This is a genomic window from Klenkia marina (genome assembly GCF_900101025.1).
GTDB classification, from domain to species: Bacteria; Actinomycetota; Actinomycetes; order Mycobacteriales; family Geodermatophilaceae; genus Klenkia; species Klenkia marina.
In genome coordinates this window covers 12,107-32,723 of the sequence record NZ_FMUH01000010.1, presented here as the reverse complement: position 1 = coordinate 32,723, position 20,617 = coordinate 12,107, and the positions used below count along the sequence as shown (strand labels likewise).

Annotated in this window: 23 protein-coding genes; 12 read left to right on the top strand and 11 right to left on the bottom strand. The window is 74.7% G+C overall.

Annotation, left to right across the window (positions count from 1 at the left end):
- Window positions 1–10: 10 nt before the first annotated feature.
- Together BLP29_RS20335 and BLP29_RS20330 are read right to left on the bottom strand one after the other, a co-directional pair.
- On the bottom strand, window positions 11–595 hold the full coding sequence (locus BLP29_RS20335; RefSeq protein WP_092808035.1) for a histidine phosphatase family protein: 585 nt from the start codon (window positions 593–595) through the stop codon (window positions 11–13).
- Window positions 588–1,802, bottom strand: coding sequence for an MFS transporter (locus BLP29_RS20330; RefSeq protein ID WP_207798642.1), 1,215 nt, complete (start codon window positions 1,800–1,802; stop codon window positions 588–590). Before BLP29_RS20330 ends, BLP29_RS20335 begins: the two co-directional genes overlap by 8 nt.
- Before the next feature lie 58 nt (window positions 1,803–1,860).
- Here BLP29_RS20330 and BLP29_RS20325 point away from each other — a divergent pair, with 58 nt between their 5' ends.
- The 3 genes from BLP29_RS20325 to BLP29_RS20315 are packed head-to-tail and all read left to right on the top strand — an operon-like array spanning window position 1,861 to window position 4,575.
- Window positions 1,861–2,718, top strand: coding sequence for an aldo/keto reductase (locus BLP29_RS20325; RefSeq protein WP_092808033.1), 858 nt, complete (start codon window positions 1,861–1,863; stop codon window positions 2,716–2,718).
- Between the two features lie 32 nt (window positions 2,719–2,750).
- Complete coding sequence (locus tag BLP29_RS20320) at window positions 2,751–3,905, top strand: acyl-CoA dehydrogenase family protein (RefSeq protein WP_092808031.1); 1,155 nt, start codon at window positions 2,751–2,753, stop codon at window positions 3,903–3,905.
- A complete protein-coding gene (locus tag BLP29_RS20315; RefSeq protein ID WP_133379341.1) occupies window positions 3,898–4,575 on the top strand; it encodes a PaaI family thioesterase in 678 nt (225 codons plus the stop codon). Before BLP29_RS20320 ends, BLP29_RS20315 begins: the two co-directional genes overlap by 8 nt.
- Here the strand turns inward: BLP29_RS20315 and BLP29_RS20310 are convergent.
- The 3 genes from BLP29_RS20310 to BLP29_RS20300 are packed head-to-tail and all read right to left on the bottom strand — an operon-like array spanning window position 4,572 to window position 7,565.
- A complete protein-coding gene (locus BLP29_RS20310; RefSeq protein ID WP_092808027.1) occupies window positions 4,572–5,642 on the bottom strand; it encodes an NAD-dependent epimerase/dehydratase family protein in 1,071 nt (356 codons plus the stop codon). The genes BLP29_RS20315 and BLP29_RS20310 overlap by 4 nt on opposite strands.
- Window positions 5,643–5,659: 17 nt before the next feature.
- A complete protein-coding gene (locus BLP29_RS20305) occupies window positions 5,660–6,730 on the bottom strand; it encodes a winged helix DNA-binding domain-containing protein (RefSeq protein WP_092808025.1) in 1,071 nt (356 codons plus the stop codon).
- 7 nt (window positions 6,731–6,737) lie between these two features.
- Window positions 6,738–7,565, bottom strand: a complete 828-nt coding sequence (locus BLP29_RS20300; RefSeq protein ID WP_207798641.1) for an alpha/beta fold hydrolase — start codon at window positions 7,563–7,565, stop codon at window positions 6,738–6,740.
- An 85-nt stretch (window positions 7,566–7,650) separates the two neighbouring features.
- On the opposite strand from BLP29_RS20300, the gene BLP29_RS20295 reads away from it, so the two are divergent.
- Together BLP29_RS20295 and BLP29_RS20290 are read left to right on the top strand one after the other, a co-directional pair.
- Entirely contained in the window at window positions 7,651–8,049 is a 399-nt protein-coding gene (locus tag BLP29_RS20295; RefSeq protein ID WP_092808023.1) for a VOC family protein, read from the top strand.
- Between the two features lie 51 nt (window positions 8,050–8,100).
- Complete coding sequence (locus BLP29_RS20290) at window positions 8,101–8,814, top strand: uracil-DNA glycosylase (protein ID WP_243470141.1); 714 nt, start codon at window positions 8,101–8,103, stop codon at window positions 8,812–8,814.
- Between the two features lie 27 nt (window positions 8,815–8,841).
- Here the strand turns inward: BLP29_RS20290 and paaZ are convergent, their stop codons facing one another.
- The 5 genes from paaZ to BLP29_RS20265 all read right to left on the bottom strand — a co-directional run bounded on the left by paaZ (window position 8,842) and on the right by BLP29_RS20265 (window position 14,167).
- Window positions 8,842–10,899 (bottom strand): phenylacetic acid degradation bifunctional protein PaaZ, encoded by a 2,058-nt coding sequence (gene paaZ / locus BLP29_RS20285; RefSeq protein WP_092808019.1) that lies wholly within the window; start codon window positions 10,897–10,899, stop codon window positions 8,842–8,844.
- Window positions 10,896–11,498, bottom strand: coding sequence for a TetR/AcrR family transcriptional regulator (locus BLP29_RS20280; protein WP_092808017.1), 603 nt, complete (start codon window positions 11,496–11,498; stop codon window positions 10,896–10,898). The genes paaZ and BLP29_RS20280 overlap by 4 nt, the downstream gene beginning before the upstream one ends.
- Window positions 11,495–12,826: a phenylacetate--CoA ligase PaaK gene (paaK, locus tag BLP29_RS20275; RefSeq protein WP_207798640.1), complete on the bottom strand. Its 1,332-nt coding sequence runs from the start codon at window positions 12,824–12,826 to the stop codon at window positions 11,495–11,497. The genes BLP29_RS20280 and paaK overlap by 4 nt, the downstream gene beginning before the upstream one ends.
- Window positions 12,827–12,893: 67 nt before the next feature.
- Window positions 12,894–13,556 (bottom strand): dihydrofolate reductase family protein, encoded by a 663-nt coding sequence (locus BLP29_RS20270; RefSeq protein WP_243470140.1) that lies wholly within the window; start codon window positions 13,554–13,556, stop codon window positions 12,894–12,896.
- A 77-nt stretch (window positions 13,557–13,633) separates the two neighbouring features.
- The gene (locus BLP29_RS20265; protein ID WP_092808015.1) at window positions 13,634–14,167 is read right to left on the bottom strand and encodes a DinB family protein; all 534 of its coding nucleotides are present in this window, start codon (window positions 14,165–14,167) and stop codon (window positions 13,634–13,636) included.
- A 101-nt stretch (window positions 14,168–14,268) separates the two neighbouring features.
- On the opposite strand from BLP29_RS20265, the gene paaA reads away from it, so the two are divergent.
- The 6 genes from paaA to idi all read left to right on the top strand — a co-directional run bounded on the left by paaA (window position 14,269) and on the right by idi (window position 18,721).
- On the top strand, window positions 14,269–15,219 hold the full coding sequence (gene paaA, locus BLP29_RS20260; protein WP_092808013.1) for a 1,2-phenylacetyl-CoA epoxidase subunit PaaA: 951 nt from the start codon (window positions 14,269–14,271) through the stop codon (window positions 15,217–15,219).
- Window positions 15,216–15,602, top strand: a complete 387-nt coding sequence (gene paaB, locus BLP29_RS20255) for a 1,2-phenylacetyl-CoA epoxidase subunit PaaB (RefSeq protein WP_092808011.1) — start codon at window positions 15,216–15,218, stop codon at window positions 15,600–15,602. Before paaA ends, paaB begins: the two co-directional genes overlap by 4 nt.
- A 94-nt stretch (window positions 15,603–15,696) precedes the next feature.
- Window positions 15,697–16,608 (top strand): 1,2-phenylacetyl-CoA epoxidase subunit PaaC, encoded by a 912-nt coding sequence (paaC, locus tag BLP29_RS20250; RefSeq protein WP_092808009.1) that lies wholly within the window; start codon window positions 15,697–15,699, stop codon window positions 16,606–16,608.
- Window positions 16,609–16,615: 7 nt separating this feature from the next.
- The gene (gene paaD / locus BLP29_RS20245) at window positions 16,616–17,113 is read left to right on the top strand and encodes a 1,2-phenylacetyl-CoA epoxidase subunit PaaD (protein WP_092808007.1); all 498 of its coding nucleotides are present in this window, start codon (window positions 16,616–16,618) and stop codon (window positions 17,111–17,113) included.
- A complete protein-coding gene (gene paaE, locus BLP29_RS20240; RefSeq protein WP_243470139.1) occupies window positions 17,113–18,180 on the top strand; it encodes a 1,2-phenylacetyl-CoA epoxidase subunit PaaE in 1,068 nt (355 codons plus the stop codon). Before paaD ends, paaE begins: the two co-directional genes overlap by 1 nt.
- A gap of 10 nt (window positions 18,181–18,190) precedes the next feature.
- A complete protein-coding gene (idi, locus tag BLP29_RS20235; protein WP_243470138.1) occupies window positions 18,191–18,721 on the top strand; it encodes an isopentenyl-diphosphate Delta-isomerase in 531 nt (176 codons plus the stop codon).
- Here the strand turns inward: idi and BLP29_RS20230 are convergent.
- Window positions 18,718–19,659: an ATP-binding protein gene (locus tag BLP29_RS20230; protein WP_092808003.1), complete on the bottom strand. Its 942-nt coding sequence runs from the start codon at window positions 19,657–19,659 to the stop codon at window positions 18,718–18,720. The two genes, idi and BLP29_RS20230, sit on opposite strands and share 4 nt — an antisense overlap.
- 192 nt (window positions 19,660–19,851) lie before the next feature.
- Here BLP29_RS20230 and BLP29_RS20225 point away from each other — a divergent pair, with 192 nt between their 5' ends.
- Window positions 19,852–20,595: a class I SAM-dependent methyltransferase gene (locus tag BLP29_RS20225; protein ID WP_092808077.1), complete on the top strand. Its 744-nt coding sequence runs from the start codon at window positions 19,852–19,854 to the stop codon at window positions 20,593–20,595.
- The last annotated feature ends 22 nt before the right edge of the window (window positions 20,596–20,617 follow it).

Genomic DNA, 20,617 nt, shown 5'->3' with positions numbered 1-20,617 from the left:
CGGGCCCCGGTCAGCCGGCCTGGTTCCAGCCGGACAGCACCGGGCGGTCGTGCTCGTGGCCCAGCGCGCCGAAGGACCCCGCGTGCAGGGCGAACATGGCCCCGGCCTCCGGCGCCAGGCCCAGCCAGCGGGCGGTGAGGATGCGCAGCACGTGCCCGTGCGCGACCAGGGCGACGTCGCCGTCGGCCAGCAGCGGGCGCACGCGGTCGAGCACCCGGTCGCAGCGTGCGGCCACCTGGGCGAGTGTCTCGCCGGGGGTGTCGCCGGGCTCGGTGCCGTCGGTCCACAGCGACCAGGTGCGGCCCAGCTCGGCGGAGATGTCCGGGGTGGTGCGGCCCTCCCAGCGGCCGTAGTCGACCTCGACCAGGTCGTCGTCCACGGTGTCGGTGGGCAGCCCGGCCAGCTCGGCCGTCGTGCGGGCGCGCAGCCGGGGGCTGACCCGCACCTGCACGAACCGGCGTCCGGCCAGCGGGCCGCGCAGCGCCCGGGCCTGCTGCTCGCCCTCGGGCAGCAGCGGCAGGTCGGTCACCCCCGTGTGCTGCCCGGACAGGCTCCACTCCGTCTGCCCGTGCCGGACGACGACGACCTCACCCACGGGAGCTCCTCTCCTCGGTGCGGCCACCGGCGGACGGTCCGCCGGCCACCGCCATGACCACGATCGCACCCAGCACCACCAGCATCGGCACCGTCCAGGCACCCGAGACGTCGTGCGCGGCCCCGACGACCAGCGGGCCGGTAGCGGCGACCGCGTACCCGCCGCCCTGCACCATCGCCGAGGTCCGCCGGTTCTCGGCGAGGTCGCGCGAGCGGGCCACGATCGCGATGAACACCACCGTCAGACCACCGCCCTGGGCCACCCCGGCCAGCGCGCACCACAGCGGCCACAGGCCGGGCGCCGCGAGCAGCCCGACCGGCAGGGTGGCCCACGTGGCCGTGACGGCCAGCAGGACCGCCGACGGACGGCGCCACCACGCCACCAGCGCGGGGACGGCGAAGGCCCCGGCGACGGCGAACACCTGGAACAGCGAGCTGCTCACCCCGGCGGCGCTGCGGGACAGGCCCTGCTCGTCGGCCAGCAGCGTGGGCAGCCAGGCGGTGACCCCGTAGTAGCTGAAGGCCTGGGCGGCGAAGGCCAGCGTCAGGCCCCACACCGCCGGCTGGCGCCAGACCGGCCGGGCGTCGGCGGGGGGTGGCGGGGGCGGTGGTGCCCCGCCCGCGCGGGCGGCCTGCCGGCGCAGTCCCGCCGTCCAGACCAGGCAGGCGACCCCGACCAGCAGCCCCCACGAGGCCAGTGCCCACCGCCAGCCCACCAGGTCGGCCAGCGGGGCGGTGAGGGTGGTGGTCAGCGTCGCGCCGAGGTTCAGGGCCGAGGTGTAGGCCGCGGTCACCACGTGCGTGACGCCCGGGAAGTCACGGCCGATGACGACGGGGACGACGACGTTGCCCACGGTGATGGCCAACCCCAGCACCACCGTGCCCGCCAGGGCGGTGCGGACGTCGCCCACCGAGCGCAGCAGCGTGCCGGCCAGCACACCCAGCATCGCCAGCAGCACCGCGCGGTGGGTGCCCGCGCGGGCGATCACCCACGAGGCCAGCGGGGCGGCCAGCCCGAACAGCAGCACCGGGATCGAGGTGAGCAGCCCGACCGTGCCCGCGCCGACGGCGAGGTCGTCGCGCAGCTCGCCGGCCACCGGGGCGACCGCGATCAGCGGGCCGCGCAGGTTCAGCGCGACCAGGAGCACCCCGGCCAGCAGCAGCCCCGGCACCGCGGCGCGCGCCGTCGTCCGAACCCCCGTGCCCACCCGGACAGCTTGCCCCCCGCCGGGAACACCGGCGCCCCCGGACGGTGCTGCACCCACCATGACCTCCTCCACCACCCACCCCGCGACGTTCGCCCTGGGCGGCGACCTGACCGTGCACCGCCTCGGCTACGGCGCCATGCAGATCACCGGCGACGGCGTCTGGGGTCCGCCGGCCGACCGCGAGGGCGCCCTCGCCGTGCTGCGCGCCGCCGTCGAGCACGGCGTCGACTTCATCGACACCGCCGACTCCTACGGCCCGCAGGTCAGCGAGCAGCTCATCCACGACGCGCTGCACCCCTACGCCGACGGCCTGGTCATCGCGACCAAGGCCGGGCTGACCCGCACCGGCCCGGGCGTCTGGCCGCCGGTGGGCCGCCCGGAGTACCTCACGCAGCAGGTCGAGCTGTCGCTGCGCAACCTCGGTGTCGAGCGCATCGACCTCATCCAGCTGCACCGCATCGACCCGCAGGTGCCCCTGGCCGACTCCCTCGGCGCGTTCGTCGAGCTCAAGGAGCAGGGCAAGGTGCGGCACATCGGCGTCAGCGAGGTGTCGCTGGAGGAGCTGAAGCAGGCGCAGGAGATCACCGAGATCGCCAGCGTGCAGAACCTCTACAACCTGACCAACCGGCAGTCCCAGGACGTGCTCGACCACGCCACCGCCGAGGGCATCGCGTTCATCCCGTGGTTCCCGATCGCCACCGGTGACCTGGCCAAGCCCGACAGCCCGGTGGCCGACATCGCCCGCGAGCTCGGGGCATCGCCCTCGCAGGTGGCGCTGGCCTGGCTGCTGCAGACCTCGCCGGTCGTGCTGCCGATCCCGGGCACGAAGTCGGTCGACCACCTGACCGAGAACCTCGGCGCGGCGCAGCTGACCCTGTCGGCCGAGGACGTCGCACGCCTGGACGCCCTGGCCTGATCGGCCCGCGCCGGCCTGGTAGACCTGCGGGCATGGACGCCGACGTCTTCGCCCAGGTCCGCACCGCCGTCCGCGAGCTCGTCCGGGAACGGGTGGTCCCCCTCGAGGAGCAGATCGAGGAGACCGACGCCGTCCCGGACGAGCTGCGCCGGGCCGCCGCCGACATGGGCCTGTTCGGCTACGCCCTGCCCGAGGAGTTCGGCGGCCTCGGCGTCACGATGAGCGAGGACGTGCAGCTGGCCTTCGAGTTCGGCTACACCTCGCCGGCGTTCCGCTCGCTGTTCGGCACCAACAACGGCATCGCCGGCCAGGTCATCGCCCGGTTCGGCGACGACGAGCAGAAGAAGGCGTGGCTGCCGGGCCTGGCCGCCGGCGACCTCATCGGCTCGTTCGCCCTGACCGAGGCCGAGGCCGGCTCGGACCCCGCGGGTCTGCGCACCACGGCTCGCCGGGACGGCGAGGACTGGGTGATCAACGGTGGCAAGCGCTACATCACCAACGCACCGATCGCGGACCTGTTCGTGGTGTTCGCCCGCTCCGAGCCCGAGCAGACCGGCGGGCGGGGCATCTCCACCTTCCTGGTCCCGGCCACCACCCCCGGGGTCACCGTGGGGCCGCACGACCGCAAGACCGGCCAGTCGGGTGCCTGGACCGCCGAGGTGTTCCTCGACGACGTCCGAGTGCCGGCCGACGCCCTGGTCGGCGAGCAGGGCCGCGGCTACAGCAAGGCGCTCACCGTGCTCTCCCGCGGCCGGCTGCACGTCGCCGCGCTCTGCGTGGGCATGGCGCAGCGGGTGCTCGACGAGTCGGTCGCCTACGCCGCCACCGCCAAGCAGGGCGGGGCGCCGATCGGCCGGTTCCAGCTGGTGCAGGCCCTCATCGCGGACATGCACACCGAGCTGCTGGCCGCCCGGGCGATGGTGGTCGACGTCGCCGCCCGCTACGACACCGGCGAGGACACCTCGATCGGTCCGTCGGCGGCCAAGCTGTTCTGCTCGGAGATGGTCGGCCGGGCCACCGACCGGGCGGTGCAGGTGCACGGCGGCCTGGGCTACCTGCGCACCACACCGGTGGAGCGGTTCTACCGCGACGCCCGGCTGTACCGGCTCTACGAGGGCACCAGCGAGGTGCAGCGGGTCATCGTCGGTGGCGGGCTGCTGCGGGCTGCAGGGATGCCGCGTGGCTGAGCTGCTCACCGGGCCGGCCCGGGACGAACGGCGGGCTGCCGTGGCCGAGCTCGGGTCGGCGCTCCGGGAGCTGGTGGACGCCGCGGTGCGCACCGAGGTGCCGGCTGCCGACCTGGCGGCCGCCGCCGCGACCGCCCGGGAGCTGGCCGCGGCGCTGCGGGTGGGCGGGCGTGGCCTGCTCGACGTCGCCGCCGTCGACGACCCGGTCGCCGGCGAGCGCTGGTACTCACCCGTCTACGGGCCGGGCAGCCCGGTGGCCCCGCCGCTGCTGGTCGACAGCGAGGGCGGCGGTCGGGTGACCGCACGGGTGACGGTGCCCAAGGCCTTGGAGGGTCCACCCGGGTTGGCGCACGGCGGCACCATCGCCACGGTGCTCGACCACGTGCTGGCCCGGGCGCTGCGCTCGGCCGGTCGGGGTGGGCTCACGGCGACGCTGACCGTGACCTACCGCCGGCCGGTGCGCCTCGGCGTCGAGCACGTGCTGCACGCGGAGGTCGCCGCCACGGAGGGACGACGCTCCACCGCCCGGGCCCGCATCACCACCGCCGAGGACCCCGACACGGTGCTGGCCGAGGGCGAGGGCCTCTTCGTGGCCCTGCGCCCCGAGGCCGCGGCCGCCACCTTCGCCGGCGTCGACCACGCCCCGGAGGCCTGGACGGCGCGGCCCTAGGGCTGCAGCAGCGGGCCCTGGCCGCCGTCGCCGCGGCCGAGCGCCGCCACGAAGTCGGCCAGCAGGTGGTCGCCGCGGTGCCTCGGCGACCACCCCAGCACCTCGCGGGCCCGGGTGGTGTCCAGCGCCGGGACGCCGAGGCCGAGGTCGAGCCAGCCGGGTTCGGTGGGCACCAGTCGTGCGTGGAAGGCCGCCGACAGCCCGGCCCGCAGCACCGCTCGCGGGACCGGCACCCGCCTCGAGCCCAGGGCCGCGGCGAACCCGGCAGGGTCGAGCACCGGCTCGGCGGACAGGTTGAACGCGCCGTCGGCCCGGCGGTCGATGATCCGCAGCAGGGCGTCGGCGACGTCGTCGGCGTGCACGAGGCCCAGGTGCAGGTCGTCGGGCAGGGGCAGCGGCACCGCGCCCGCGACGGCCCCGGGCAGGGCGCGGGCGCCGCGCAGCAGCAGCGGGCCCAGGAAGTAGCGGCCGATCTCGCTGGCGGCGTCGGGCTGCAGCACCAGCGTCGGCCGGACGACGGTGACCGCCACGTCGGGGTGGGCCGCGGCGAACTCGCGGGTGAGCTGCTCGACGGCCACCTTGTCGCGGCTGTACTGCGAGCTGGGCACCCCGCTGGTCGGCCAGCTCTCGTCGACCCGGTCGGCCGGGTTGCCCGGGGCGTAGCTGCCCAACGACGACATGACCACGACGTGACCGACGCCGGCGTCGGCCGCGGCGGCGAGGACCCGCCGGGTGCCGTCGACGTTGACCTGGGCCAGGCGGTCGGGTTCACGGCCCGGCTGCAGCGCCCAGGCGAGGTGGACGAGGGTCGTCGCGCCGTCGAGGAACTCCCGCAGCGGACCGGCCGACCCCGGGGTGCCCAGGTCGGTGTGGGTCCAGAAGACCGAGCTGTAGGGAGCGGTGTCCGGGGGCTGTCGACGTGCGAGTCCGCGCACCTGGTGCACGCCGGTGAGGCCGAGCTGGCGCAGGAACGCGGTCCCGACGTTGCCGGTGCCGCCGGTGACGGCGACGGTCTGCCCGTCGAGGTGGCCGGGGTCGGCTGAGGTGGTCGACGGTTCTGTGGTCACCGTGTCGCCCTACCCGCTCACGTCGCGGTCACGCCGCCGGGGCGCAACCCGCGCGCGGCCGCCATGGCCTCGGCCTGTTGATCGACCGCTGACCGGTCGAAGGACCGCCACCGGGTCACCGTCAGCGCCAGCCGGCCGCCCTTGGTGCTGGGCCGCCAGGTGCCCGCGACCTCGCCGTCGACCAGGACGGCGCCGGGGCGGCCGAGCACCGGCCACAGCTCCTTCACCGGCCGGTCGGGCACCAGCAGCTCGCGGTCGCGCACCTGCAGGTAGGGGTCGAAGGGGGCGAGCAGCCGGGTGGTGCGCACCCGGTCGGGTGGCCGGGTGCCGGCCAGCACCCACCGCTGCTCACCCGCGACGTCGACCGGCTCGGCGTCCTCGGGCCAGTGACTCTTCACCTCCGCCACGGTGGAGTCGACGTAGGCGGCCACCTGCTTCGGCGTGCCTGGGCCGTGCAGTCGCAGGTACGCCCGGACGACGTCCAGCTGGTCGGGCACCTGGTCGGCGGGCGCGGTGCCGGTCTGCTCGAGCACCGGGGGCGAGGTGCCCGGGCGCAGCACCAGCCCGGCGTGCAGCGCGGCCAGCCGGAAGGTCTGCTCGTAGGCGTGCACCGCGTCGCAGGGCGTGCAGAACCGCAGGTATGGCTCGGGCAACCGGTCGCGCAACGCCCCGGACATGTCGCCCTTCACGGTCGGGGTGGTGGCCACCGCGCGCATCTCGTCGGCGACGTGGGCGAGGGCGTCGAGCACCGGGATGCCCGCTGCCTTCAAGGGGCGGGCGCCGTCGAAGATGCGCTTGGCGGCGTCGGCCTCCGACCACGGCCAGGTGGCTGCCGCGACCCCGGCGAGGTCGGTGCGACGGTAGGTGTGCGGGGCCCCGCGCAGCGTCCAGGCGGTGGCCAGCTCGGCCCCGTCGGGGTCGACCAGCCCCCGGACGGCCAGGGCCCAGCGGGCCGCACCCGCCGGGCCGGTGTCCTGCACACCCAGGTCGAGGACGGCGGTGTCGGCCACCGTCCCCCCGGCGTCGCGGTCGAGCTGCTGGGCCCGGACCCGGTGGGCCAGGACGTCGGCGCGGCTCCAGCTGGTCACGACGAGGTCATCCCCCCACGTGCCCGACGACGAGGTCGGCGAGCCGGTCGCCAGCGGTCTCGGGCACCCAGTGGCTCACCCCGGGCAGCACCTCGAGGCGGTAGTCGCCGGTGACGTACTGCTCGGTGGCCTCGGTGCCGGCCCGACCCAGGAAGCCGTCGCGGTCGCTCCAGACGTGCAGGGTGCGGACCGCGACCCGGCCCACCGGGTCCGCGGCCCCCAGCGGCAGGGCGCGGTACCAGTTCAGGGCCGCCGTCAGGGCGCCGGCCGGGCGCAGCCGGGTGACGGTCTCGGCGGCGTCCGCCCGGGGGAGCCCGGCACGCACCAGCAGGTCCCGGAGGAATGCCCCGTTGCCGCGGGTGAGCAGCTTCTCGGGCACCACCGGGAGCTGGAAGAACGCCATGTAGGCCGACTTCGCGGCCTGCGTGCTGGTGAGGAAGGACTTCGCGAACGCGGCCGGGTGCGGCACCGAGACCGCGGTGAGGCTGGAGACCCGGTCGGGGTGCCAGGCCGCGGTCGCCCAGGCCACCATCGCGCCCCAGTCGTGGCCCACCACGTGGGCGCGCTCGAGGCCCGCGGCGTCGAGCAGGGCGCGGACGTCGTCCACCAGCTCGCGGACGACGTAGGCGCGGCGGCCGGCGGGGCGGGCGGCCGGGGAGTAGCCACGCTGGTCGGGCGCCAGGGTGCGCAGCCCGGCGGCGTGCAGACCGGGGACCACGCGGTCCCAGCTGCCGGCGTCCTGGGGGAACCCGTGCAGCAGCACGACCGGCTCGCCGTCGGCCGGCCCGGTGTCGCGCACGTCGAAGGTCAGTCCGGAGCGGGTGAAGGAGTCCACGCCCGACAGCATGCCCGCTGCCTCCGACACGGATGCGTCCGCGCGCACCCGGTTGAGCACCGCCGGATCGGGCACCACCCCATCCATGCCGATCACACCCACGGGGTACGCCCACATCCGCCTGACCGTCACCGACATCGCGCGCTCCAAGCAGTTCTACGACTCGGTGTTCGGCCTGCCGGTGGCCGTCGACGGGCAGGACGGCGAGCCCGACTTCGCCTTCGGTGGGGTCATCTACGCCATCGACCCCGCGACGCTGCTGGGCCTGCGCCCGGTGTCGGAGGACCGCTTCGACGAGGACCGCACCGGCCTGGACCACCTCGCCCTCAAGGTCGGCTCCAAGCAGGAGCTGGACGACGCGGCGAACCACCTGGACTCCCTGGGCATCCCGCACGAGGGCGTCAAGGACATCGGCCAGGGCTGGATCCTGGAGTTCCGCGACCCCGACAACGTCGCCCTGGAACTCATGGCCCCCGCCTCCTGACCCGCTCCGCTCCCGCTGCCCGCGCCCGGCACCCCTCGTAGGGTGCCGGGCGTGGGTGCGTTGAGCGGGCTGGTCGGCAAGGGACTCATGGCGCCGGACTGGGCGGAGGCCATGGCCCCCGTCGACGAGCAGATCGCGGCGATGGGCCGGTTCCTGCGCGACGAGGTCGCTGCCGGCCGGCCCTACCTGCCGCACGGCGACCACGTCTTCCGGGCGTTCCGGGCACCGCTGGCCGACGTCCGGGTGCTGGTCGTGGGCCAGGACCCCTACCCGACGCCCGGGCACCCCATCGGGCTGAGCTTCGCCGTCGACCGGCAGGTGCGCTCGCTCCCGAAGTCGCTGGTGAACATCTACAAGGAGCTGCGCGACGACCTCGGCATCGAGCCGGCGCCGCACGGTGACCTCACCCCGTGGCGCGACCGCGGGGTCATGCTGCTCAACCGGTCACTGACCGTGCAGCCGGGCGCGCCCGCCTCGCACCGGGGCAAGGGCTGGGAGCACATCACGGCCCACGCCATCGGGGTGCTGGTCCAGCGCGCTGCCGCCGGCCAGCCGATGGCGGCGATCCTGTGGGGCAAGGACGCCCAGGGTCTGGAGCCGCACCTGGGCCCGGTGCCGTTCGTCGCCTCCCCCCACCCGTCGCCGCTGTCGGCCAGCCGCGGCTTCTTCGGCTCGAAGCCGTTCAGTCGGGTCAACGCCCTCCTGGTCGAGCGCGGCGGGGACCCGATCGACTGGACCCTGCCCCCGCCCGACCAGCTCCCCTGACGCGCCGCGCCGCTCGGTGGTGACGGGTCAGGAGGCGGAGGCCGGCGGCCACTCCTTCGCGACCATGGTGAGCACGTCGTAGGTGGCCACCGGGCTCCCCGAGGAGTCGACGACGACGGCGTCCCAGCGCACCTCGCCGTGGTCGGCGCCGCCGCGCGGGGTGATCTGCTTGCAGGTCAGCGTCACCGTCACCTGCTCGCCGGGCTTGACCGGGGTCAGGAAGCGCAGGTTGTCCACCCCGTAGTTGGCCAGCACGGGGCCCGGGTCGGGGTCGACGAACAGCCCCGCCGCCCAGCTCACGATCAGGTACCCGTGTGCGACGCGGCCGCCGAACAGCGGGTTGGCCGCGGCCGCCGCCTCGTCCATGTGCGCGTAGAACGTGTCGCCGGTGAACTCGGCGAAGTGCTCGATGTCCGCGAGCGTGATCTCCCGCGGGCCCGCCGTCACCGAGTCCCCGATCCGCAGCTCGGCGAGGGACTTCCGGAAGGGGTGCACGCCGTCGTCGTTCCTGGTCGCCCCGGTGACCCAGCGGTTGCCGACGCCGGTGAGCACGTCGGGGGAGCCCTGGACGGCGGTGCGCTGCATGTGGTGCAGCACGCCGCGGACCCCGCCGAGCTCCTCGCCGCCGCCGGCGCGCCCCGGGCCGCCGTGCACCAGCACCGGCAGCGGGGAGCCGTGCCCGGTGGACTCGCCGGCGTCGTCCCGGTCGAGCACGTGGATGCGGCCGTGCGCCGACCCGGCGCCCAGCACGAACCGCCGGGCGACGTCGGGGTCGTGGGTGACCAGCGAGGCCACCAGCGAGCCCTGGCCGCGGCGGGCGAGCGCCACGGCGTCGTCCAGGCCGTCGTAGGTGAGCACGGTCGACACCGGGCCGAAGGCCTCGACGTCGTGCGGCTCGGGGGCGGCCGGGTCGTCGCAGCGCAGCAGCATCGGCGGCAGGAAGGCACCGCGCCCGCGGTCGGCGCCGACCACGTCGAACCGGTCGGGGTCACCGACCACCAGCGAGGCGTGGGTGCGCAGCCGCTCGACGGCGCGCAGCACCTCGGCGACCTGGTCGCGCGAGGCCAGTGCGCCCATGGTCACGCCCTCGGCGCCCGGGGCCCCGACGACGACGTCCGAGAGCTTCGCCCGCAGCGCCTCGACGACGGCGTCGGCGTGCTCGCGGGGCACGATCGCGCGCCGGATCGCGGTGCACTTCTGCCCGGCCTTGACCGTCATCTCGGTGACCACGCCGTCGACGAACAGGTCGAACTCGGGGGTGCCCGGGCCCGCGTCGGGGCCGAGCACCGAGCAGTTGAGCGAGTCGGCCTCGGCGTTGAACCGCACCGCCCGCTCGGTCACCGCGGGGTGCGAGCGCAGCAGCGCGGCGGTGGACGCCGAGCCGGTGAACCCGACGAGGTCCTGGCCGTCGAGGTGGTCCAGCAGCCCGGACGCCGAGCCGGCCAGCAGCTGCACCGACCCCTCGGGCAGCAGCCCGGTCTCCACGATCGCCCGGAAGACCGCCTCGGTGAGGTAGGCGGTCTGCGAGGCCGGCTTCACGATCGTCGGCATCCCGGCCAGGAACGCCGGCGCCAGCTTCTCGAGCATGCCCCAGACCGGGAAGTTGAAGGCGTTGATCTGCACCGCGACGCCGGTGAGCGACGTGTACACGTGCTGGCCGAGGAACGTGCCGCCCCGGCCCAGCGGGGTCGGCGGGCCGTCGAGCACGAGGACGTCGTCGGGCAGCTCGCGGCGGCCGGTGGAGGCGTAGGAGAGCAGCGTGCCGAACCCGCCGTCGACGTCCACGAGGTTGTCGCCGTCCGTGGCGCCGGTGCGGTGCGACAGGGCGGAGAACTCGTCCTTGCGGCCCATCAGGTGCAGACCGACGGCCTTGAGCAGCGCGGCCCGCTGGTGGAACGTCAGCTCGCGCAGCGCCGGCCCGCCGACGGTGCGGGCGTGGTCGACCATCGCGCCGACGTCCAGGCCTCGGCTGCCGATGCGGGCCACGGTCTCGCCGGTGACGGCGTCGGGCAGCGGGGTGCCCTCGTCGGCCGAGGCCCACCAGTGGCCGGCGACGTAGCTCTCGAGCAGCGGGGCAGCGGTCACGGGGTGCTCCTCAGTCCGGAGAACAGGGTGGTGACCAGGCCGTCGGCCAGGTCGTCGGCCGAGAGGTCGCCGCCGGGGCGGTACCACTCGGTGAGGGAGTTGACGGTGCCGAACAGCAGCCGGCTGGTCAGGGCGGGGTCGACGTCCGGGCGCACGGAGCCCTCGGCGACGCAGGCGCGCACCAGCTCGGTGACCACCCGGTCGAACTCGCGGCGGCGGCCCAGCGCGTGCGACTCGACGGGGGAGTTGCCGCGCACCCGCAGCAGCAGCGTGACGAAGGGCAGCTCGGCCACCAGCACGCCGACCGACCCGCGGACGACGGACTCCAGGCGGTCGATGGCCGGGCCGTCGTCGGCGGCGGGCAGGACGGCGAACAACCCGTCCAGCGCCCGGTCCAGCGCCAGCTCCAGCAGCTCGACCTTGGACCGCACGTGGTGGTAGATCGCCGACTTGGTGACCCCGAGCCGTTCGGCCAGGGTGTCCATCGAGGTGGCCTCGTAGCCGCGCTCGTTGAACACCGCGACCGCGGTGTCCAGCAGCGAGTCCAGCGAGTGACCCGGCCGACCGCGCCGGACCTGGGTCGGGACGGGTGCGGTCACCGGCTGCGCCGGTCGGTCAGCCGCTGCAGCTTGCCCATCGAGCGCGGCAGGGTCTCGGGGTCGACGACGACCACCTCGACGCTGGTGCCGACGGTCTCCTTGAGCCCGACCTGCACCTCGGCGGCCGCCGGGGAGCGGCGGTCGGGCGGGCAGTCGGGGCGGGCCTCGACGCTGACGACCAGGTGGTCCATGCGGCCGCGGGTGGAGAGCTCGAGCGCGAAGTGCGGCGACAGCCCGGGGGTGCGCAGCACGACCTCCTCGATCTGGGTCGGGAAGAGGTTCACCCCGCGCAGGATGATCATGTCGTCGGTGCGGCCGGTGACCTTCTGCATGCGTCGCATGCCCGGGCGGGCGGTGCCCGGCAGCAGCCGGGTGAGGTCGCGGGTGCGGTACCGGATGATCGGCAGCGCCTGCTTGGTGAGCGAGGTGAACAGCAGCTCGCCCTCCTCGCCGTCGGCCAGCGGCGCGGCGGTCAGCGGGTCGACGACCTCGGGGTAGAAGTGGTCCTCCCAGACGTGCAGGCCGTCCTTGGTCTCCACGCACTCCTGGCTGACGCCGGGGCCCATGACCTCGCTCAGCCCGTAGATGTCGACCGCGTGGATGTCGAGGCGCTCCTCCATCTCGCGGCGCATCTGCTCGGTCCACGGCTCGGCACCGAAGATGCCGATCTGCAGGCTGCTCGACCGGGGGTCCACACCCTGCCGCTCGAACTCGTCGACCAGCGCGAGCATGTAGCTGGGCGTGACCATGATGATCCGCGGCCCGAAGTCGCCGATGAGCTGCACCTGCCGCGGGGTCATGCCACCGGAGATGGGGACGACCGTGCAGCCCAGCGCCTCGGCGCCGTAGTGCGCGCCCAGCCCGCCGGTGAACAACCCGTAGCCGTAGGCGTTGTGCAGCATGTCACCGCTGCGCCCGCCGGCGGCCCGGATCGAGCGGGCCATGACGGTGGCCCAGGTGTCGATGTCCTGCCGGGTGTAGCCGACGACGGTGGGCTTGCCGGTGGTGCCCGAGCTGGCGTGCACCCGGGCGACCTGGTCCTTGGGGACGGCGAACATGCCGAACGGGTAGTTCTCCCGCAGGTCGGCCTTCGACGTGGTGGGGAACCTCGCCAGGTCGGCGAGGGAGCGGCAGTCGTCGGGGTGCACGCCGTGGGCGTCGAAGGACCGGCGGTAGTGCGGCACGTTCTCGTAGGCGTGCCGCAGCGTCCACTGCAGCCGTTCGAGCTGCAGGGCCCGCAGCTCGTCGATGCCCATGCGCTCGGCCGGGTCGAGCAGGGCCGGGTCGGGGGCCTCGCCGAGGCGCTGCGGTGCGGACGTCGTCGTCACGTGGTCTCCCGGGCTCGCGGATTACTGACCGTTCGGTCAGTCATGCAAGACCCGAGGGCGACGACTGTCAACCCGTGGTCATGTCGCCCGTCGCGGGGGTGCCCTCGAGCAGGCCGTAGCGCAGCAGGACGCTGCCGGCGGGGGTCGCTGCCGGTGGGTCCAGCAGGCGCAGGTTCGTGGGCACGGCGCCGTCGGCGAACACCTTCTTGCCGGTGCCGAGGGTGATGGGGTGCAGCCAGAGGTGCAGCTCGTCGAACAGCTTCTCGCGCAGCAGCGTCTGCACCAGGTCGAGGCTGCCGACCACCTTCACCACCTCGTGCCGGTCGCGCACCTCGCGCACGGCGGTGGGCAGGTCCGGGCCCAGCTGGCTCGACCCGGCCCAGGCCAGGTCGGGAGTGCCGCGCGAGGCCACGTACTTGGGGACGGCGTTGAACAGCTCGGCGAACGGACCGTCCTCGTGCGGCCAGTACGCGGCGAAGATGTCGTACGTTCGCCGGCCCAGCAGCAGCGCGTCGGTGCCGCGGTAGGACGCCTGCACCTGCGCACCCCCCTCCTCGTGCATGAGCGGCGCCTGCCAGCCGCCGAAGCCGAAGCCCCCGCTCGGGTCCTCGTCCGGACCGCCGGGAGCCTGGCCCACCAGGTCGAGGGTGGCGAACAGCTCGAGGTGGATCTGGCCCATGGCGTGCTCCCGGGTGTCGGCGGTGTCGGGGTGGGGGACCGCCGACAGCACCGGAACTCATCGCCGAGTGCACGACTGCGGTGGCCGGGCGACCGTCGAGACCACCGCAGTCGTGCGCTCGGCTGAGGTCACTCGCCGGTCCGGCCGTCGACGGCTTCGCGGAGGAGGTCGGCGTGCCCGTTGTGCCGGGCGTACTCCTCCACCAGGTGCACGAGCAACCACCGGAGGCTGAGCGGGCCGCGCTCGTCGGGGACCACGGTCGTCACGTCCAGGCCGCCGCCCGCCATCGCCTCCGCGACGTGGGCCCGGGAGAGCTCGACGGCGGCGGTCCACCGGTCCCGGACCTGGGCGGGTGACAGGTCGGCCGCCAGGTGCCAGTCGGCGTCCGGGTCGGCCGCCCAGTTCACCGTGTCCCACGGCGCGACGGGTCGGCGGCCGTGCAGGCGGTACGTCGTCCACTGGGCCTCGACCCAGCTGAGGTGGACCAGGATCCCGCCGAGCGTCATGGACGACGGCCCGACGGTTGCCCGCAGCCCCTCGTGGTCCAGACCGGCGGTCTTCCAGGCGAGGGTGGCGCGCTGCCACTCCAGGAAGCCGATCAGCGTGCTGGCCTCGTCGCCGCGCGGTGGTGGCTCCGGGCGGCCGTGCTCGTCCGTGCTCATGCCCTCACACCCTGGCCCCGCGCGGGGTTGTGGGGAAGCGGATTCCGGGGCACACTCATTACCGACCGCTTGGTCAGTAATTGCCGCTGGAGGTTCGCCGGATGTCCGCACCGACCGCTGTCCGCCCGACCGAGGACGAGCTGCAGGCGCAGTTCGACGCCACCATCGCCGCCGACCGCCGCATCGAGCCGCGCGACTGGATGCCGGAGAAGTACCGGGCCGGCCTGGTGCGCCAGATCGCCCAGCACGCGCACTCGGAGATCATCGGCATGCAGCCCGAGGGTGACTGGCTGCTCAAGGCCCCGTCGCTGCGCCGCAAGGCCGTGCTGCTGGCCAAGGTGCAGGACGAGGCCGGCCACGGCATGTACCTGTACTCGGCGGCCGAGACCCTCGGCGCCGACCGGGCCGACCTGACCGACAAGCTGGTCAACGGCAAGCAGAAGTACAGCTCGATCTTCAACTACCCGACGCTCACCTACGCCGACTGCGGCGTCATCGGCTGGCTGGTCGACGGTGCGGCCATCTGCAACCAGGTGCCGCTGTGCCGGTCCAGCTACGGGCCCTACGCCCGCGCCATGATCCGGGTCTGCAAGGAGGAGTCCTTCCACCAGCGGCAGGGCTACGAGCTGCTCATGACGATGATGCGCGGCACCGACGCCCAGCGGGCGATGGTGCAGGACGCCGTCGACCGCTGGTGGTGGCCCTCGCTCATGATGTTCGGTCCGCCGGACGACGACAGCCCCAACTCGGCGCAGTCGATGGCCTGGGGCGTCAAGCGGCACAGCAACGACGAGCTGCGCCAGCGCTTCGTCGACATGTCGGTGCCGCAGGCGGCCGCGCTCGGCGTCACGCTGCCCGACCCCGAGCTGGCCCTCGACGAGACCACCGGCCGGTACCGGTTCGGCCAGATCGACTGGACCGAGTTCAAGCAGGTCATCTCCGGCAACGGCCCCTGCAACGAGGAGCGGGTCACCCGCCGCCGGGCCGCCCGCGACGACAACGCGTGGGTCACCGAGGCCGCCACCGCCTACGCCGCGAAGCACTCGGCATGAGCGACCCGACGACCGAGACGACCGCCGAGGGCGGGCACGGGGCCGTCCCGACCAGCCCCGAGGTCCCCAGCGGTGCGCATCCCTCGCCCTCGGGGGCGGCCCGCAAGGACTGGCCGCTCTACGAGTGCTTCGTGCGCGGCAAGCGCGGGCTCAACCACGTCCACGTCGGCTCGCTGCACGCCCCCGACGACGAGATGGCCGTGCACGCCGCCCGCGACCTGTTCACCCGCCGCAACGAGGGCGTGAGCATCTGGGTGGTACGCGCGTCCCACATCACCGCGTCGAGCCCCGACGAGAAGGACCCTATGTTCGCCCCGTCCGGCGACAAGGTCTACCGCCACCCGACGTTCTACGAGATCCCCGAGAACGTCCCGCATATCTGAAGGACCCCGTCTCCCCCCACGACTCGCAAGCTCGCCGCGGGGCCCTGAGACGGGGCCGGCCGCTGGGCACGACCTGAAGAGAGGTGCGGTTGGCATGGCGCACGAGGAGACCGTCTACGACGCGTTGGACCACGCCCACGGGGGCGAGGGCCAGTGGGCGTTCGGCACCGGGTTCGACGACCCGCTGGCCGGCGTCGACACCACCGTCCCGGACGGCGTCGACCCCGCCGACCTGGGCGCCTACTGCCTGATGCTGGGCGACGACGCCCTGGTGCTCTGCCAGCGGCTCACCGAGTGGGCCACCCGGTCGCCCGAGCTCGAGGAGGAGGTCGCGATCGCCAACTGCGGTCTGGACCTGCTCGGCCAGGCCCGGCTGCTGCTGGCCCGCGCGGGCAGCTGCGGAGTGCTCGGCAGGTCCCGCCGGCACGCGACCGACTCCATCCCCGACGAGGACGCGCTCGCCTACTTCCGCGACGCCGACGAGTTCGTCAACCACCACCTGGCCGAGACCGACGGCGGCGACTTCGCGCAGACCATGGTGCGGCTGCTGGTCGCCAGCACCGCCCGGCTCGCCCTGTTCGCCCGGCTGCGGGACTCGCGCGACCCGGTGGTCAGCGCGATCGCGGCCAAGGGCGTGCCCGAGCTGACCTACCACCGCGACCACGCCGCGCGCTGGGTGCTGCGCCTGGGTGACGGCACCGAGGAGTCCCACCGCCGGGCGCAGGCGGCCGTGGACGCCGTGTGGCCGCTGACCGCCGACCTGTTCACCGCCACCGACGTCGAGCGCCGACTCGTGGAGCAGGGCGTGGCGGTGGACCCCGCGACCACCCGCGACGAGGTGCGCGACGTCCTCACCATGGTCGTCGAGCGGGCCACCCTGGCCGTGCCGTCGTGGCCGGCCGACCGGCCCAGCCCGGGTCGCGCGGGGGAGCACACCGACGAGCTGGCACCCCTGCTGGCCACCCTGCAGGGCCTGGCTCGCGAGCACCCGGCGGCCACCTGGTGAGCCGGCCGTGAGCACGCTGACCGACCCGCGGGCGGTCGCCGAGACCGTCACCGACCCCGAGCTGCCCATGCTCACGCTGGCCGACCTCGGGGTGCTGCGCGACGTGCGCACCGAGGGCGAGCAGGTGGTCGTCGAGATCACGCCCACCTACTCGGGCTGCCCGGCGATGGGCGTCATGCGCGCCGACCTCGTGCACGCGCTGCACCGGGCCGGGTTCGCCGACGTCGACGTCCGCACCGTGCTGTCCCCGCCGTGGTCCACCGACTGGATCAGCGACGAGGGCCGCCGCAAGCTCGCCGCGGGCGGCATCGCGCCGCCCGGCGCGGCCACGAGGCACACCGGGCCGATCCCGCTGAACCTCGGACCCACCCGCCGGACGGCCACCTGCCCGCTGTGCGGCTCGGCCGACACGGAGGAGCTCAGCGAGTTCAGCGGCACCGCCTGCAAGGCGCTGCGCCGCTGCCGCACCTGCCGAGAACCGTTCGAGCACGTCAAGGAGATCTAGTGGCGCGCACCCGTCCGACCTTCCACCCGCTGACGGTGGCCCGGGTCGAGCAGCTCACCGACGACGCCGTCGCGGTCACCTTCGACGTGCCCGACCACCTCGCCGAGGACTACGCCTTCGCCCCCGGGCAGGCGCTCACGCTGCGCCGGGTGGACGGCGACCGCGACGAGCGCCGTTCGTACTCCATCTGCGCGCCGGTGGGCGAGGCGCCGCGGGTCGGCGTCCGCGAGGTGCCCGGTGGCTACTTCTCGGCCTGGCTGGTCAACGAGGTGCGCCCCGGCCAGCAGATCGACGTCCTGCCGCCGAGCGGCACCTTCACCGCCGACGTGTCCACCCCGGCCGACCACGTGTTCGTCGTCGCCGGGTCGGGGATCACCCCGGCGCTGAGCCTGGCCGGGTCGGTGCTGCGCGACGGCGAGTCCACGGTCACGGTGTTCTACGGCAACCGGCGCACCAACACGGTGATGTTCGCCGACGAGCTGGCCGACCTGAAGGACCGCTACGGGCAGCGGCTGCAGCTGGTGCACGTGCTCTCCCGCGAGCCCCGCGACGCCGAGGTCACCAGCGGCCGGCTCGACGGCGAGCGGCTGCGCACCCTGGTCGGCGCGCTGGTCGACGTCCCCGAGGTCGAGCACTGGTGGCTGTGCGGGCCGCACGGCATGGTCACCGAGGCCCGCGACCTGCTCGCCGAGCTCGGCGTGCCGCGCGAGCGGGTGCACCAGGAGCTGTTCTTCGTCGACGACGCCCCGCCGGAGCCGGTGCGCGGCGACGAGCAGACCGTCGACGGCCCCTCCAGCCAGGTGACGATCGTGCTCGACGGCCGCTCGACCACGCTGGCCCTCGAGCAGGGCGTGCCCGTGCTCGACAGCGCGCAGCAGGTGCGCTCGGACCTCCCCTTCGCCTGCAAGGGCGGGGTCTGCGGCACCTGCCGGGCCAAGGTCACCTCCGGCGAGGTCGAGATGCGGCGCAACTACGCCCTGGACCCCGACGAGGTCGCCAAGGGCTACGTGCTCACCTGCCAGACCCTGCCCGTGTCCGCCGAGGTGACCGTGGACTTCGACGCCTAGCCTGGGGCACGTGCCGGAAGAACTCATCGTGCTGGTGGACGACGACAACCAGCAGATCGGCGTGATGCCGAAGCCCCTGGTGCACCACGGCGAGACGCCGCTGCACCGCGCCTTCTCGGCCTACCTCTTCGACGCCGAGGGCCGGCTGCTGGTGACCCGCCGAGCCCTGGACAAGCAGACCTTCCCCGGCATGTGGACCAACACCGTCTGCGGGCACCCCGGCCCGGGCGAGGCCGACGCCGACGCGATCGCCCGTCGCGCGTCCGACGAGCTGGGGCTGCGGGTGTCCGACCTGCGGCCCGCGTTGCCGGACTACCGCTACCGCGCCGAGCTGCTCGGCATCGTCGAGAACGAGATCTGCCCCGTCTACCTGGGCGTCTTCCACGGCGAGCCGGTGCCCGCGGCCGGCGAGGTGGGGGAGTGGGAGGTGCTCGACTGGGCCGCCTTCCGCGCCCGGCAGGACACCGAGGGCGACGCCTGGTCGCCGTGGTGCCGGGAGCAGGCCCGGTTGATCGAGGCGACGGGCCTGCTCGCCGGCTAGCGCCGGGGGTCGATGGTCAGCCGGACGACGCAGCCGTCGCCGCCGTCCAGCGGGCTCGTGGTCATGCGGTCGACCGCCCGCCGGGCCAGCCACAGGCCCATCCCGCCGACGCTGAGGTCCGTGCCGTGGGCGGGGCCGTAGCCGGCCAGCGGCTCGTCGAACCCCGCCCCGCGGTCGGCGACGGCGCACAGCACCCGCTGCGCGGTCACCCACAGCCGGACGTCGACCGGGGGGACGCCGTGCTCGGCGGCGTTGGACACCACCTCGTCGATGGCCAGCACCAGGTCCTCGGCCTCGTCGGGGTGCAGGGGGCCGTCGGCCAGGCTGGCGGTGAGGGCGCGCCGCAGCTCGCGCATGCTCCCGACGTCGTCGATCGAGAGGGTCGGCGGGGTGGCCTCGACGGGGTCGGGGCCGGGATCGGTCCACAGCGACCGGAGCACCTCGGCGGGTTCGCGGAAACCGGGGTTGACGGCGGGGCTGCCGTCGGCGAGCCGGAGGGGGTGGCAGGCCAGCGCGGTGGGCAGGTCGTCGCCGAGCTGGCGCGGGTCCACCACGCAGTAGTGGTCGACCGCCCGGTCGGCGAGCACGTGGTTGAGCAGTGCCTCGGTCTGCAGCCAGGCCACCACTCCGGCCTTCGCCTGGCACACGCTGTCGGTCACCAGCTGCAGCCGGCTGCCGTCGAGGGAGAGCCGGTCCAGCAGGGCGGTGTAGCCGGCCAGCGCGTCGGGTGCCCGGCCGGCCAGCTCGTCGGGGTCGATCACGTGCACGGGGTCGCCGGTCAGCTCCGTCTCCAGCCCGGCTCGCAGCTCGGAGGAGCAGGCGAGCACCACGGGCGACCCGGCGGCGAGCCCGGCGCGCAGCGCAGGCAGCAACGCGGCACCGGAGGACGCATCGGGTCCACCGGTACCGGCGACGTGCCGGTACCCCTCCAGCGCCACGACGTCCCCCGCTCCACCGGTCGACCCTTGCTGGTCGACCTGCGCTCGTTGTGCCCCGCAGAAGCCGCCGCACACATCCGACCGGGAACGTTCCCCGTGGGGATTGACACCCCCGCACGGCGGGCAGCCGGTGTCGACGACGCCGCCGGGGTGCGCGGTGCACGACAGGACGGGGTGGACGCCGTGAGCGCGATGGACGACGAGTTCGACGTCGTGGCCGCCTGGACGGAGGAGGCGGCCCGGGCGCTGGGACCCGGGCACGCCGTCCCCGCCGGCTGCCGCGGGTCGGGCAGCGTGGGCTCGTTGAGCTGGTTGGCCGACCGGCTCGACCTGCGCCCGGGGACGCGGTTGATCGACTCCGGCGCCGGCGTGGGCGGGCCCGCGGCGTGGTTGGCCGGCGAGCGCCAGGTGCAGCCGGTGTGCGTCGAGCCGATGGCCGGGGCGGTGCACGCCTCGCGGCGGTTGTTCGGCCTGCCCACCGTGCTCGGCGACGCGCAGGCGCTGCCGCTGGCCGACGGCACCGCCGAGGCCGCCTGGTGCCTGGGCGTGCTGTGCACCCTGCCGGACAAGGCCGCCGCGCTGCGCGAGCTGCACCGGGTGCTCGTCCCCGGTGGCCGGCTGGGCCTGTTGGTGTTCGCGCAGACCGGGCCGCTGCGCACGGCGCCGCCGGAGGGCAACTCCTTCCCCGCCGCCGACGGGCTCGACGACCTGCTGACCGCCGCCGGCTTCGCGGTGCGCGACCGGGCGGTCGCCGACCTGCACGACAACCCGCCGGCCTGGGCGGAGGCCGTCGACGCCGTCGAGGCCGAGGTGGCACGGAGGCACGGCGCGGACCCCCGGTGGGCCCGGGCGGACGAGCAGTCGGCCCGCATGGGCGCGCTGGTGGCCTCCGGCGACGTCCAGCCGGTGCTGGTGGTGGCCGACCGCGGGGCATGACCGGCCCACCCGGGGTGTTCAG